At 63.2% G+C, this 14603-nt stretch carries 9 protein-coding genes, 1 tRNA gene and 2 pseudogenes; 8 read left to right on the top strand and 4 right to left on the bottom strand.

Going from position 1 to position 14603, the window contains the following annotated elements:
* The first annotated feature begins 28 nt into the window (after positions 1–28).
* From ACUXVA_RS23265 to ACUXVA_RS23255, 3 genes and pseudogenes are all read left to right on the top strand, one after another.
* Positions 29–1223, top strand: a pseudogene (locus ACUXVA_RS23265) (CaiB/BaiF CoA transferase family protein).
* 73 nt (positions 1224–1296) lie between these two features.
* Positions 1297–2287, top strand: a pseudogene (locus tag ACUXVA_RS23260) (Bug family tripartite tricarboxylate transporter substrate binding protein).
* A 141-nt stretch (positions 2288–2428) separates the two neighbouring features.
* Positions 2429–3652 carry an ABC transporter substrate-binding protein gene (locus ACUXVA_RS23255; RefSeq protein WP_445488380.1) on the top strand — a complete coding sequence of 408 codons (1224 nt, stop codon included), beginning with the start codon at positions 2429–2431 and terminating at the stop codon, positions 3650–3652.
* 22 nt (positions 3653–3674) lie between these two features.
* Here the strand turns inward: ACUXVA_RS23255 and ACUXVA_RS23250 are convergent, their stop codons facing one another.
* The 3 genes from ACUXVA_RS23250 to ACUXVA_RS23240 all read right to left on the bottom strand — a co-directional run bounded on the left by ACUXVA_RS23250 (position 3675) and on the right by ACUXVA_RS23240 (position 6841).
* A complete protein-coding gene (locus ACUXVA_RS23250; protein WP_445488378.1) occupies positions 3675–4832 on the bottom strand; it encodes an AI-2E family transporter in 1158 nt (385 codons plus the stop codon).
* 166 nt (positions 4833–4998) lie between these two features.
* Positions 4999–6408 (bottom strand): type I glutamate--ammonia ligase, encoded by a 1410-nt coding sequence (glnA, locus tag ACUXVA_RS23245; RefSeq protein ID WP_265083486.1) that lies wholly within the window; start codon positions 6406–6408, stop codon positions 4999–5001.
* A gap of 94 nt (positions 6409–6502) precedes the next feature.
* On the bottom strand, positions 6503–6841 hold the full coding sequence (locus tag ACUXVA_RS23240; RefSeq protein WP_027537227.1) for a P-II family nitrogen regulator: 339 nt from the start codon (positions 6839–6841) through the stop codon (positions 6503–6505).
* Between the two features lie 406 nt (positions 6842–7247).
* Here ACUXVA_RS23240 and ACUXVA_RS23235 point away from each other — a divergent pair, with 406 nt between their 5' ends.
* A complete protein-coding gene (locus ACUXVA_RS23235) occupies positions 7248–8747 on the top strand; it encodes an NAD(P)H-hydrate dehydratase (protein ID WP_445488374.1) in 1500 nt (499 codons plus the stop codon).
* Positions 8748–8750: 3 nt separating this feature from the next.
* Here the strand turns inward: ACUXVA_RS23235 and ACUXVA_RS23230 are convergent, their stop codons facing one another.
* Positions 8751–10076 (bottom strand): multicopper oxidase family protein, encoded by a 1326-nt coding sequence (locus tag ACUXVA_RS23230; protein ID WP_445488372.1) that lies wholly within the window; start codon positions 10074–10076, stop codon positions 8751–8753.
* 148 nt (positions 10077–10224) lie between these two features.
* Between ACUXVA_RS23230 and ACUXVA_RS23225 the strand changes: the two genes are divergently transcribed.
* The 4 genes from ACUXVA_RS23225 (at position 10225) to clpX (ending at position 14459) form a co-directional block, all read left to right on the top strand.
* Positions 10225–10309 (top strand) — tRNA-Leu (locus ACUXVA_RS23225).
* Between the two features lie 165 nt (positions 10310–10474).
* On the top strand, positions 10475–11836 hold the full coding sequence (gene tig / locus ACUXVA_RS23220) for a trigger factor (protein WP_265083680.1): 1362 nt from the start codon (positions 10475–10477) through the stop codon (positions 11834–11836).
* Positions 11837–12110: 274 nt separating this feature from the next.
* Positions 12111–12743 (top strand): ATP-dependent Clp protease proteolytic subunit, encoded by a 633-nt coding sequence (locus ACUXVA_RS23215; RefSeq protein WP_265083489.1) that lies wholly within the window; start codon positions 12111–12113, stop codon positions 12741–12743.
* Positions 12744–13190: 447 nt separating this feature from the next.
* Positions 13191–14459, top strand: coding sequence for an ATP-dependent Clp protease ATP-binding subunit ClpX (gene clpX, locus ACUXVA_RS23210; RefSeq protein ID WP_265083490.1), 1269 nt, complete (start codon positions 13191–13193; stop codon positions 14457–14459).
* Positions 14460–14603 lie beyond the last annotated feature (144 nt).

Raw genomic sequence — 14603 nt, 5'->3', positions numbered from 1 at the left:
AGGACGCCGCGACGAACGGGGAAACGAAATGGGCGGGCCGCTGGACGGATTGAAGGTGCTCGACATCGCGACCATCATCGCGGCGCCGCTCGCGGCGACGCTGCTGGCCGACTACGGGGCCGAGGTGCTCAAGATCGAGATGCCCGGGCAGGGCGACGGGCTGCGGTCGTTTCCGCCGCTCAAGGATGGCAAGCCGCTGTGGTGGAAGGCGGCGAACCGCAACAAGAAGTTCGCCACGCTCGATCTTCGCACGCCTGAGGGACTTGCGCTGTTCAAGCGGATCCTTCCGCGCTTCGACGTGCTCATCGAGAACTTCCGTCCCGGTACGCTGGATCGCTGGGGGCTGTCGAAGGAGGTGTTGTGGTCGATCCGGCCCCGGCTGGTGATCCTGCGCGCCACGGCGTTCGGGCAGGACGGTCCTTACAACAGCAGACCGGGCTTCGCGCGGATCTTCGAAGCGATGGGCGGGCTCACTTACCTGACGGGCGACGCCGAGGGCGAACCCACTCATCCCGGCTATCCGATCGGCGATTCGATCGGCGGTCTGTTCGGCGCGGTCGGGGTGCTCGCCGCCCTTTGGAAGCGCGCGCGATCCCGAGGCACCCGGCGAAGAGATCGATCTGTCGCTGACCGAGGCCGTATTTCGCCTGCTCGATGTGCTTCCGATCGAATTCGACCAGCTCGGCTTTGTCCGTCGCCGCATCGGCAACGCCAACGGCTATTCCGCACCGGCAGCCGTGTTCCGCAGCAGCGACGATCGCTGGGTCACCATGGCGGGGTCGACCAACGCGCTCTATGCGGCGAATTGCCGGGCCATCGGAAGGCCCGACCTGATCGCCGATGCGCGGTTCTCGCGCAACGATCTGCGGGTAATGCACGCAGCAGAACTCAACGGGATCTTCTCGGCATGGTGTGCCGATCACACCCTCGACGAGGTGCTCGCCGAGTTCGTTGCCGCGCAAGGGACGGTCGCGCCGATCTATTCGATCGACCAGATCGCGACGGACCCGCAGGCGATGGCACGCGGCATGATCACCCGTGTTCCCGATCGCGATTTCGGCTCGGTCGCAATGGCGAATGTCGTTCCCCGATTCACCGTCGATCCCGCGCAATCGCGCCACGCCGCCGGTGATCTGGGTCAGGACAACCACGAAGTTTACCGGGACTGGCTCGGCCTGTCGGAACAGGAGACCGAACGGCTCGCAACCAAGAACATCATCTAGTTCGAGTCGCCAATCGACTTAACCGGCGGCACGATCGTCGGATGTCAAAAATCCACAAGGGAGGAGAGCGACGATGCCAGCAAGCCAATCCGTCACCCGGAGAACATTGCTCGCCACTGCAGCCGCCGGGTTTGCGGCAGGCCTCGGTGTCACGGCGCGCGCCGAGGACAATTGGCCCTCGCGCCTGGTCAGGCTGATATCGCCTTACGGGGCAGGAGGCGCGAATGACATCTCGTTGCGCATTCTGGCGGAGTATATCGGCCACCGGCTGGGCCAACAATTCATCGTGGAGAACCGGCCGGGCGCTGGAACCCGGCTTGCCAACGAATCCGTCGCCCATGCTTCGCCGGATGGATACACATTCCTCTACGTCGCAGCGCCCTATGCGACGGCGGAAGCGCTTTACGGAAAGCTGAACTACGAGCGCAAGGAGTTGCAACCGGTCGCCATGGCCGTAACCGCTCCAATTTTTCTGCTCATCAGCGCGGATGCTCCTTTCAAGCCCCTTCCGGAATTGATCGCTTACGGCAAGTCGCAACCCAACGGATTGACGTTTGCGTCGCCCGGCGCAGGCTCGCAACCTCATCTCGCAGCCGAACTGCTGTTCAGGGATGCCGCGGTCAAAGGGATGAATGTCCCGTTCAGGGGCAACTCGATGGCTTACACCGAACTGCTGGCCGGGCGGGTCGATGCCACCATCACCGCGATCAGCACAGCGTTGCCGCATGTCGAGAGCGGCAAGTTTCGCGTGCTCGGCGTGGCCGCAGCCGAACCCAGTGCGATCTATCCGCAGGCCCCGACGCAGCGGGAGCAGGGGCTGCCCAACGTGGTGGCATCCGGGTGGTATGGCTTCATGGCCTCCGGCCGCCACGCCTCGCGCGATCGTCAACCGGTTTCAGGACGAAATCGTCCGTGCGCTTGGCGATCCCGAGGTGAAGCAGAAGCTGCTGATCCAGGGATTGGAAGCGCGCGGTGGTACCGCCGCGGAGTTCCAGAAATTTATCGACGACGAGACGCGCAAGTGGGGCGAGCTGATCCGGCAGGCGGGCCTCAAGGGAGAATAGCGATCCGGTTTGGACCTGCTTCGTCGTGCCCCCGCTGCGGGGACGGCGCCGGCCGGAACTAAGGCATCGATAGCCACGGCTGCCGCGACCGCCGTGGTCAGCTCCGAAATCTCGAAATCCCCATTGGAGAGGTCAGACGCGATGAGCAACAACATGGTGAACTTGGCGCTGGCGTCCGTGCTTGCCGCCGCGCTGTCGGTTTCGGCCGCGTCCGCGCAGAAGAAGTACGACAGCGGCGCCACCGACACGGAAATCAAGGTTGGACAGACGGTGCCGCTGAGCGGGCCAGCGTCGGCCTATGCCACCGTTGGCAAGACCCAGGCCGCCTACATCAAGATGATCAACGACGAAGGCGGTGTGAACGGACGCAAGGTCAATCTGATCCAGTATGACGATGCCTACAGCCCGCCGAAAACCGTCGAACAGGTACGCAAGCTGGTCGAGAGCGATGAGGTGTTGCTGACCTTTCAGATCATCGGCACAGCTCCGAATGCAGCTGTTCAGAAATATCATAACGTCAAGAAGGTGCCGCAGCCGTTCGCTGCGACTGGTGCCTCCCGGTTTACCGACCCGAAGAACTTTCCTTGGACGATGGGTTTCAATCCCAGCTACTTCGTGGAGGGCCGGATCTACGGCCAATACATTCTGAAGGAGCATCCGAACGCCAAGGTCGGCATCCTCTACCAGAACGATGACCTCGGCAAAGACTACCTCAACGGCATCAAGGCCGGGCTCGGCGACAAGGCGGCGACGATGGTGGTCGCGGAGGTCTCCTACGAACTGTCGGAACCGACGATCGACTCGCAGATTCTCAGGATCAAGGATTCCGGCGCCGACCTGTTCTTCAGCGCGTCCACGCCAAAGCAGGCGGCGCAGGCGATCAAGAAGATCGCCGAACTCGGCTGGCACCCTGTGCATATCGTCGACATCAATGCGACCTCGGTGGGTGCAGTGATGAAACCGGCTGGGCTGGAGGCCTCCAAGGGCATCATCAGCGTCGGCTACGTCAAGGATCCGGCCGATACCAACTGGAGCAACGATCCCGGAGTGAAGCGCTATTTCGCCTTCATGGAGAAGTATTATCCGGAAGGCGACAAAAATTCCAACTTGAACGTCTATGGCTACATCACCACCCAGCTCTTGGTTCATGTGCTGAAACAGTGTGGCGACGATCTCACGCGTGCAAACGTGATGTATCAGGCTTCGCACCTCACGAACGTCACGCTCGACGTGTTGCTGCCCGGGATTAGCGTCACAACCAAGCCGAATGACTATCGCGTCAACAAGCAGTTTCAGATGGCGCGTTTCGACGGCGAGCGCTGGGAGCGCTACGGAGGCATCATTACCGACGAACCCAAACAATAAGCGGGCGCTGCCAATCCCGGGCTCAGGCCGCTTTCGCGACCGGCGCGGCTTCGTCGTCGTCCTCGCGCAGGAGGTCGATCACCACCTTGACGATCGCCAGTACGGGGAGTGCCAGCGCCAGGCCCCAGACGCCGAACACGATGCCGAGCATGATCTGGAACGCGAACAGCGTGGCCGGCGGGATGTCGAGCGCCTGGCGCTGCAGGATCGGCGTCAGGACGTAGCTCTCCATCGCGTGGACGCCGAGAAACAGCACGAAGGCGCTGGCTGCGGCCACCCATCCGGAGGCGAGGCTGGCGAGCACCACGATGAGCCCTGCGAGCAGGGCGCCGACGGTGGGAATGAACGCCAGCAGCCCAGCCTGGACGCCCAGGATGAATGCGCTGGGCACACCGATCAGCATCAGCCCGATCCAGGTCACGCCGCCAACCGCGACCATGGTGATCATCTGCGCGATCAGCCAGCGCTCCAGCGTCTCGCCGATCCGGTCGACGATCTCGGTCATGGGCGCGCGATGCTTCTTCGGCGTGAGATGCAGCAGCCCCTTGCGGTAGACGCCGGGTTGCGTGGCGAAGGCGAGGCCGAGAAACAGGACAATGAAGAAATTGCCGAGCGCGCCGACCGCGCCGAGGATGATCTTCAGGGTCTGGCTGACGATGGCGCCGCCGCTGGAGGCGAAGGCGCTGGCGCTCGGCAGGTTGTTAGTCTTGGTTTCCGCTGCGGCTGCAGGCGATGCGGGTCTGGTCCCGGCATCCGGTTTGGCTGTCGCGTCGGCCTCGTTGCCGAGCCCGCCAAAGTCGAGATAGCTGGTGTCGACGCCGTGCCGTTCGAGGAACGATTTGACGTTGACGATCTGCGATTTCAGCGTGGTGCCGAGCACCTTGGTTTGCTCGGCGATGGTCGAGCCGCCGAGGAAGACGATGCCGCCGAGCAGCGCGGCAAGCAGCAGGCACACCATCGTCAGGCGCAGCGCGTGGGGGCCGCCCATCACGCGGCCGAACAGGGCGGTGAGCGCATTGAGCGCGACGCCGAGCAGGATGCCGGCGAAGATCAGGAACAGGGTGGCGGAAAAATACCAGGCGAACACCACGAACACCGCGAACGACACGGTTGCGATGCCGCCGACGGCGATCGCCCAGGCCAGATCGCTGCGCTTCTGTACATTGTCTTCAGGGGCCACGTTCGATCCTCGGCACGAATTTCAGCGGTACTCTTTCGGCAAAACCGGCCGGGATCAAGCTAAGATCGCGCGTCGCTCGGTGCGGTTCCTCCAACGAAAAGGGCGCCCCGTTGCCGGGGCGCCCTCGATGTTCACGCCATGTCGCGCGGGCTTCCCCGCAACGGCATTACTGCGAGTAGTACATGTCGAATTCGACCGGATGCGGGGTCATTTCGTAGCGCATCACTTCGGTCATCTTCAGCTCGATATAGGCGTCGATGAAGTCGTCATCGAACACGCCGCCGTTCTTGAGGAAGCCGCGGTTCTTGTCGAGGTTTTCCAGCGCTTCGCGGAGCGAACCGCAGACCGTCGGGATCGACTTCAGCTCTTCCTTCGGCAGGTCGTACAGATCCTTGTCCATGGCCGGACCCGGGTCGATCTTGTTCTTGATGCCGTCGAGGCCGGCCATCAGCATCGCGGCGAAGGCGAGATACGGATTGGCCATCGGATCGGGGAACCGGACCTCGACGCGCTTCGCCTTCGGCGAAGTCGTGTACGGGATGCGGCAGGAGGCCGAGCGGTTGCGTGCGGAGTAGGCCAGCAGCACCGGGGCTTCATAGCCCGGGACCAGACGCTTGTAGGAGTTGGTCGACGGGTTGGTGAAGGCGTTGATGGCCTTGGCGTGCTTGATGATGCCGCCGATGTAATGCAGGCAGGTTTCCGACAGGTCGGCATACTTGTTGCCGGCGAAGACCGGCTTGCCGTCCTTCCAGATCGACTGGTGCACGTGCATGCCCGAGCCGTTGTCGCCGAAGATTGGCTTCGGCATGAAGGTGGCGGTCTTGCCGTAGATGTGGGCGACCTGGTGGATGCAGTACTTGTAGATCTGCATCTGGTCGGCCATGTGGGTCAGGGTGTCGAACTTCATGCCGAGCTCGTGCTGGGCCGAGGCGACCTCGTGGTGGTGCTTCTCGACCTTGACGCCCATCTTGGCCATGGCGCCGAGCATTTCGGAGCGCATGTCCTGCACCGAATCCTGCGGCGGAACCGGGAAGTAGCCGCCCTTGGTGCGGATGCGGTGACCGAGGTTGCCGCCCTCATATTCGGTGTCGGAATTGGTCGGCAGTTCCGAGGAATCCAGCTTGAAGCCGGTGTTGTACGGGCTCGACGAGAAGCGCACGTCGTCGAACACGAAGAACTCGGCTTCCGGACCGACCATCACGGTGTCGCCGATGCCCATGGACTTGACCATGGCCTCGGCCTTCTTGGCGATGCCGCGCGGATCGCGGTTGTAGGGCTCGCCGGTGGAGGGCTCGAGAATGTCGCAGGTGATGACCATGGTGGTCTCTGCGAAGAACGGATCGATGGTCGCGGTTTCCGGGTCGAGCATCAGCATCATGTCGGATTCATTGATCGCCTTCCAGCCGGCGATCGAGGAACCGTCGAACATGGTGCCTTCGGCGAAGATGTCTTCGTCGATCATCGAGATGTCGAAGGTCACGTGCTGCCACTTGCCGCGCGGATCGGTGAAGCGCAGATCGACGTACTTGACGTCATTGTCCTTGATGGACTGCAGGACTTCTTTCGCGGTCGTCATGAATACCTCTTGTGTCTGCAGACGTCTTTTGCTGCGGCGCGAGGACGCCGCAGGATAACGCCTTATGCTGCGGCTACCGTCTTAGAACATCGTCCTAGATGGCGTCGAGCCCGGATTCGCCGGTCCGGATGCGAATTGCTTCCTCGATGTTGGAGACGAAGATTTTGCCGTCGCCAATCCGGCCGGTCTGCGCGGCGCGCCTGATCGCATCGATGGCCTTTTCCACCAGTTCGTCGGAAATCACGATCTCGATCTTCACCTTGGGCAGGAAATCGACAATGTATTCGGCGCCGCGATAGAGCTCCGCGTGGCCCTTCTGGCGGCCGAATCCCTTGGCCTCGGTTACCGTAATGCCTTGCAGACCGACTTCCTGGAGGGCCTCTTTCACCTCGTCGAGCTTGAACGGCTTGATGATGGCTTCGATTTTCTTCACTGAGCGTCTCCCCGGCACTTCCACTATTTCAGGCTGCACGTTGCTTCAAGAATTGCGCCCCTTGGCGCAGGCTGTTCGATACCCTGTTTCGGACATTCGTGCGCGATCGTCACGCCGTCCGGATATAATGTCGCCGGAAGCGGGACGATCGGCCACCTTTAAATTTGGCGGTGAGCACGACGGATCCGAAGCTAAACTCCCAAAAGCAGGGTCCGTGCCAAGTTGGTCGCGAGGCTGTTTTTGGAGCATTATCAGTTAACTAACATGCGTATGGCAGCTTCTGCACCCGCTACCTATCGCTCGACTGTCTATAAAATAATCAATCAGTGCATTTTGTAGGCGGCCGTGTCGCGAAGAGGCTTCGTATAGGCGCATTGCCTCCGGATGAGGCGCACAGGAATTGTTCATGGAAATTCTCACCGCCGCCGAAATGCAGCGTGCCGATCAATTGACCATCGCCGATGGCACCCCTGGTTTTGCTCTGATGCGTAATGCCGGGCGGGCCGTCGCCGATGCCGCCGCCGACATGGCCGAGGAGGGAGCGATCCTCGTGATCGCCGGCCGCGGCAACAATGGCGGCGACGGATTTATCGCAGCGGCGGAGCTGGCGGCGCGCGGACGCGACGTTCAGGTGATCCTGCTGTGTCAGAAGGAGACGCTGACCGGCGATGCGGCGCTGGCGGCTGCCGAGTATAAGGGCGAGGTCTTGCCGTGCGATCCCGCCGCGATCGGCGCCCCCGCGCTGATCGTCGATGCGCTGTTCGGCACCGGCCTCGACCGGCCGATCAAGGGGGACCCGTTCGAGATGATCGCGGCTATCAACGCCAGCGGCGTCCCGGTGCTGGCGGTGGATCTGCCGAGCGGCATCAACGGCACCACCGGAGCGGTGATGGGCATCGCGGTGCGCGCGACCGAGACGGTGACCTTCTTCCGGCCCAAGACCGGTCACCTGCTGCTGCCGGGGCGGGTTCATTGCGGCCGGCTGCGTGTAGTGGATATCGGCATCGAGGCTGGCGTCCTCGACGAGATCCGTCCGCTGACCTCGGAGAACATGCCGGAACTCTGGGCCATGTCATTCCCGGTGCCCAGGATGGACGGCCATAAATTTGCCCGTGGCCATGCCATCGTGGTGTCCGGCGACATTGCTGCGACCGGCGCGGCCAGGCTTGCTGCCCGCGGTGCGCTGCGCGCCGGGGCCGGGCTGGTGACGGTGGCATCGCCGCGCGATGCGCTGGCGGTCAACGCCGCGGCACTGACCGCCGTGATGGTGCGCCCGGTGGATACGGCAGCCGAGTTTGCCAACCTCGTCGCCGACCCCAGGATCAGGGCCTGCGTGATCGGGCCCGGCGCCGGGGTCGGGGCCCGCACCCGCGACTTCGTGCTGGCGCTGCTGGCGGCCAAACGTGGCGCGGTGCTCGACGCCGACGCCCTGACCAGCTTCGCCGAGGCGCCGCAGCAGCTTTTCGATGCCATCAAATCTCTCTCCGAGCCGAGCGTTGTTCTGACGCCGCACGTTGGAGAGTTTTCCCGTTTATTCAAAGTGATAGAAGATGAAGCTGCTTCTCTTTCAAAGCTTGAGCAGGTGCGGATGGCGGCCCAAACGGCCGGTGCGGTGGTGCTGCTCAAGGGGGCGGACACCGTGGTGGCGTCGCCCGATGGCCGCGCCGCCATCGCGTCCAACGCGCCGCCCTGGCTGGCCACCGCCGGCTCCGGAGATGTGCTGGCGGGCATCATCGGCGGCTTGCTGGCGCAAGGCGTTCCGGCCTTCGAGGCGGCGTGCATCGGGGTCTGGATGCATGGCGAAGCCGGTGCCGAGGCCGGCCCCGGGCTGATCGCCGAGGATCTCCCGGAAGTGCTGCCTGCGGTCCTGCGCCGGCTCTATGACCGGCTGGAAGTGGAATACTGAGGCCTATTCCACCGCGTACCAGCGGACCGGCTGCGGCGCCGCCCAGTCGAGGGCCGTCGCCTCCAGCAGCCAGCGGCCGGCCGTCTCGGCGAGGAACGCGATGCGCTGGGTCCGGCCGGCCTCGACCAGGATTGTGTCCAGCCAGAACGGCTTCCAGCCGTCGTCGAGCCGGTCAAGCAGCCGACCATGCTGGCCATGCAGGCGAAACACGACCGGGATCGTGCCCCGGTTGGTTAGGGCAAGCACCACGGTGCGGCCGGCTTTGACCTTGAAGGCGGGCGGCGTCGCGACGCCGAGGCCGCTGGACGACAGCCAGTCCGGCACCGGCGCAGCCGGGGAACCCAGCGGAACGTCGACCCGCACCGCATTCTTGAGGTCTAGCTGTGCAGGCAGTCCGTTGGACGGGAGCGCCGCAGCGGCGGGCAGCGGCCTGTCGCGCACTGGGGGCTCGCTTGAGGTCAGCAGCCGGCCGATCGGGCGGACTTCCTTGCCGTCGTGCAGCAGGATGGCTGCGGCTGATCCCGGCGGGCGGGTGACGTCGACAAAGGCGTCGATCCGGGTTCCCGGGGCCAGCACAAGCTGGCCATTGCGGGCCGGAAACGGCTCGACCGGTTGGCCGTCGATAGCCATCACCTGAACATTTGAATCTTCGATTCTTAAAGCAATCGCAGTGCGCTGGCAGCCATTTATAATGCGAAGCCTGAGCCGTTCATGGAGCCGGACGGTGGGTTCGAAGCTGGGCTTGCCGTTGACGGTGAAGACAGCGGTGGTGTCCGTCGGGTCGCTTCCGGGCGCGACGGCGATGTTGTCTGGGCGCAGTCGCGCTTCCTCGATCAGCAGGACTTCGTCGCGGTTGGCTACGGGCGGGGCAGTCTCCAATACCACCAGCGCACGGGCGGGCGACGGTTTCGCCTGGCCGTCGCCGAGCAGCCGGAGGTCGACCATGAAGGTGCCTGCATGGCGCAACGGCAGCCGGAACGCATCGGTGCCGCCCGCGGCCAGTGGTGGGCGCCCGAGCAGCGGCTCGGCGGCGGGGGCGCCGTCGATGCCGTGCCAGTTCAGGACAACGGGAACCGGCAGCCGATTCTCCAGCGTCACGTCGATCTCGTCGCCGCGCTTGAAGCGCAATGCGCCATCCCGGGTGGCGGTCTGCAGCAGCCAGGCCGGCGTCTCGGCACCCGGCCGGAGTACCATGGTGCCGGCCCTGGCTTGCAGTGCCAGCGCCGGCCGGGTCTGGCCGACCGCGGCAACGGGCGCGATCGGAGCGAGAATCGCGCCGCCAAGCCCGGCGAGCAGGGTGCGGCGGCTGACCGGGAAGCGATCTGTCATACCGGGGATCCCGACCATTTTTCGGGCTGAATGTCCAGTTATCGCGGGCGCGGCGGAAAGTCCGGGGCGGCGTCTTTTTTTGCTGCGAACATTCACACCCATGTTATAAGCCCGCCGCTCGCGGCTTCGCGCGGACATGACGTTTCCCGCGGGCGTGGCGGAATTGGTAGACGCAGCGGCTTTAGGTGCCGCCGACGCAAGTTGTGGGGGTTCGAGTCCCTCCGCCCGCACCAAGCGCTGACCGCGTTTGAATTGACGAATTTCGAGGGTGTATTTTCGTGGGGCAAGTCCTACGAAGATGCGTCCGCCGAACCACCGGCGCAGGCTGCAAGGCCGCGCGCCGACCAGATTGACAATGTCCGGCCGTGAGCCGGACCAGCGAGAAGAAGATTGACGCCATGCAGGTGAATGAAACCGTCGCCGACGGACTGAAGCGCGAATTCCAGGTCAATGTCCCGGCCGCCGACATCGAAGCCAAGGTCGATGCGCGCCTGATCGACATGAAGGACAAGGTCAAGCTGAACGGTTTCCGCCCCGGCAAGGTCCCCATGGGTCATCTGAAGCGGCTGTATGGCCGTTCGGTTGCCGCCGAGACCGTCGAGGAACTGATCCGCGACACCAATGCGCAGATCTTCACCGAGCGCGGTTTCCGCCTGGCCACCGAGCCGAAGGTGACGATGCCGACCGAGATGAAGGAAGTCGAAGACATCCTCGCCGGCAAGTCCGACCTCAATTATACCGTCGCCATCGAAGTTGTGCCGGCGATCCAGCTCGCCGATTTCAAGAGCTTCACGGTTGAAAAGCCGGTTGCCGAGGTCACCGACGCCGACGTCGACGAGGCCATCAAGCGGGTGGCCGACCAGAACCGTGCCTTTGAAGCCAAGGCCGAGGGTGCCAAGGCCGGGTCCGGCGATCGCGTCACTGTCTCCTTCAAGGGCACCATCGACGGCGTGCCGTTCGACGGCGGCACCGGCGAGGGCATCCAGGTGCTGATCGGTTCCAACACCTTCATTCCCGGCTTCGAAGAGCAGCTCATCGGCATCGCCGTGGGCGAGACCAGAACCCTGAAAGCGTCCTTTCCGACGAACTACGCCAGTGCCGATCTGGCCGGCAAGGCGGCCGAGTTCGAGACGACCGCGACTGCCGTCGAGGCGCCGAAGGATACCGTGATCGATGACGAGTTCGCCAAGATGCTCGGCCTGGAATCCCTCGACAAGCTGAAGGAAGCTGCGCGCGACCGCCTGAACACGGAGTTCGCCGGTGCCACCCGCCAGCGCGTCAAGCGTCTGCTGCTCGACCGTCTCGACGAGACCCATCGCTTCGATGCGCCGCCGTCGCTGATCGAGGAAGAGTTCAAGCTGATGTGGAACTCGATCAAGGCGGAGATGGAATCCTCGGGCAAGAGCTTTGCCGATGAGGGCACCACCGAGGAAGCCGCCATGGAAGAGTACCGCAAGATTGCGGACCGCCGCGTGCGGCTCGGTCTGGTGCTGTCCGAAATCGGCGAGAAGAACAAGATCACCGTGACTGACGACGAAGTCAGCCGCGCGGTGGTCGAGCGTGCCCGCTCGATGCCGGGCCGCGAGAAGGAAGTCTGGGACTATTATCGCAGCAATGCCAATGCATTGGCTCAGCTTCGTGCACCAATCTACGAGGACAAGGTCGTCGATTTCATTCTCGAGCTCGCCAATGTCACCGAGAAGAAGGTGACCCGCGAAGACCTATACAAGGACGACGAGGCCGAGAAGACCGCGGCCTGAGGCGTTCTGCGATGCCGGCCGCAGAGCGGCCGGCATTAAGGATGTCAGGCGAAACCGGCCACCGACGCGCGGGTTAGCTTTGCCGCGACCGCGCGAATCGGCTTGAACTGGCAGTTGTCGGCATCGACGGCTGCCGGTCTTGTTGCCGCTCAATTGGCTCATATCTGTGAGCTCTGTTTAAGTCCTGCATCACGGGACGTTCGTCCTCCTCCGGCAAGCCGTAACGGGTCCATTCTGCCGCCGGGCGCACGTCTCCGCCAACCTTGGGTGATCAATGCGCGATCCGGTGGAAACCTACATGAACCTCGTGCCGATGGTGGTCGAACAGACCAACCGCGGTGAACGGGCCTATGACATCTTCTCGCGCCTGCTGAAGGAGCGCATCATCTTCGTTACCGGTCCGGTCGAGGACGGCATGTCGACGCTCACCGTCGCCCAGCTGCTGTTCCTGGAAGCCGAGAATCCGAAGAAGGAAATCTCGATGTACATCAACTCGCCCGGCGGCGTGGTGACATCGGGTCTGGCGATCTACGACACCATGCAGTTCATCCGCCCGCCGGTGTCGACGCTGTGCATCGGGCAGGCGGCCTCGATGGGCTCGCTGTTGCTCTGCGCCGGCCACAAGGACATGCGCTTCTCGCTGCCGAACTCGCGCATCATGGTTCACCAGCCCTCGGGCGGGTTCCAGGGGCAGGCCACCGACATCATGCTGCACGCCCAGGAAATCCTGAACCTGAAAAAGCGGCTGAACGAGATCTACGTCAAGCACACCGGCCAGACCTTCAAGGCGATTGAGGATGCGCTGGAGCGCGACAAGTTCCTCACCGCCGACATGGCACGCGACTTCGGCATCGTCGACAAGGTGATCGACAAGCGCGCCGAAGAATCGACGCCGAAGGCGCCGTAAACTACCCGAGGCGACGCAGTTCGGGGCTGGGCGAACCCCGCAAATTTTTTGTGGCTGGCGGCGTACGTCGCGCGGCTGGCCACAAGGTTTGCTCCTGTCCGGTATCCGGTGCTGCATCCCACGGTCGCGGTTCTGGTTTCGTGCCGGTTTGGCGTGATATTCTCGTCACGTTGGGCTGATTTCGCGGGCTTTGCCCGCCGGTCCAGCCGAAATCACGCTATTGTCACGCCATCCGGTGATTTGCCGATTAGCGAATTCTTGATCATCGGCAGTCACCATGGTTCGCTGAAGCGGATCAGCTAGTATCGTGGAAGATTCGATTAGGCCGTGATTCGTGCGGTATTCTGGAACGAGGGTCTTTTTTGGTACGTATTTTGCTCTATCTACGGATGGGTGCCGGGATGGGGCAACGGAACGACCAAGACCGAACGGCGGACGGAGATTAGAATGAGTAAGGTCGGCACGAGCGACTCCAAGAACACGCTGTATTGTTCGTTCTGCGGAAAGAGCCAGCACGAGGTTCGCAAACTGATCGCGGGTCCCACCGTGTTCATATGCGACGAGTGCGTCGAGCTCTGCATGGACATCATCCGCGAGGAGAACAAGTCCTCGCTGGTCAAGTCGCGCGACGGGATTCCGACGCCGAAGGAAATCTGCAAGGTTCTCGATGACTATGTCATCGGTCAGAGCCATGCCAAGAAGGTCCTCTCGGTCGCGGTGCACAACCACTACAAGCGCCTCAACCACCAGACCAAGCACAACGACGTCGAGCTGGCGAAGTCGAACATCCTGCTGATCGGACCGACCGGTTCGGGCAAGACGCTGCTCGCGCAGACGCTCGCCCGCATTCTGGACGTGCCGTTCACCATGGCTGACGCGACGACGCTGACCGAAGCCGGTTACGTCGGTGAGGATGTCGAGAACATCATCCTGAAGCTGCTGCAGTCGGCCGACTACAATGTCGAGCGGGCGCAGCGCGGCATCGTCTACATCGACGAAATCGACAAGATCTCGCGCAAGTCCGACAATCCCTCGATCACCCGCGACGTGTCGGGCGAGGGCGTGCAGCAGGCCTTGCTGAAGATCATGGAAGGCACGGTTGCCTCGGTTCCGCCGCAGGGCGGCCGCAAGCATCCGCAGCAGGAGTTCCTGCAGGTCGACACCACCAACATCTTGTTCATCTGCGGTGGTGCGTTCTCTGGCCTTGAAAAGATCATCTCGGCCCGCGGCCGCTCCACCTCGATCGGCTTCGCCGCCCAGGTTCTGGCGCCGGAAGACCGCCGCACCGGCGAAATCTTCCGTCACGTCGAGCCCGAGGATCTCCTGAAGTATGGCCTGATCCCTGAGTTCGTCGGCCGTCTGCCGGTCGTGGCGACGCTCGAGGATCTCGACGAGGCCTCGCTGAAGAAGATCCTGACCGATCCGAAGAACGCGCTGGTCAAGCAGTACCAGCGTCTGTTCGAGATGGAGAACATTGAATTGACCTTCGCCGACGAAGCCCTGGGCGCTGTGGCGCGCAAGGCGATCGAACGCAAGACCGGCGCACGCGGCCTGCGCTCCATCCTGGAGAGCATCCTGCTTGAGACCATGTTCGATCTTCCGGGTCTGGAAGGCGTCGAGGAAGTGGTGATCTCCCGCGAAGTCGTGGAAGGCACCGCGCGTCCGCTCTACATCTACGCCGACCGCGCCAACACCGAGAGCAGCGCCAGCGCCTGATACGCCGGCACATTGAGCGCCCTGACGACCCCAATAGACGGCTGCCGGTAACTCCGGCGGCCGTCTTGCTGTAGGGTACACGAACCCGCAGTTAGCCTTTGTTTTCTGGCGTTTTACGTCTCTTGACACCCCCCGGACCATAGC

It is taken from the genome of Rhodopseudomonas sp. RCAM05734, from assembly GCF_052658035.1.
Note: the sequence above shows the minus strand (reverse complement) of the source record. Positions and strands in the feature narration are given on the sequence as shown.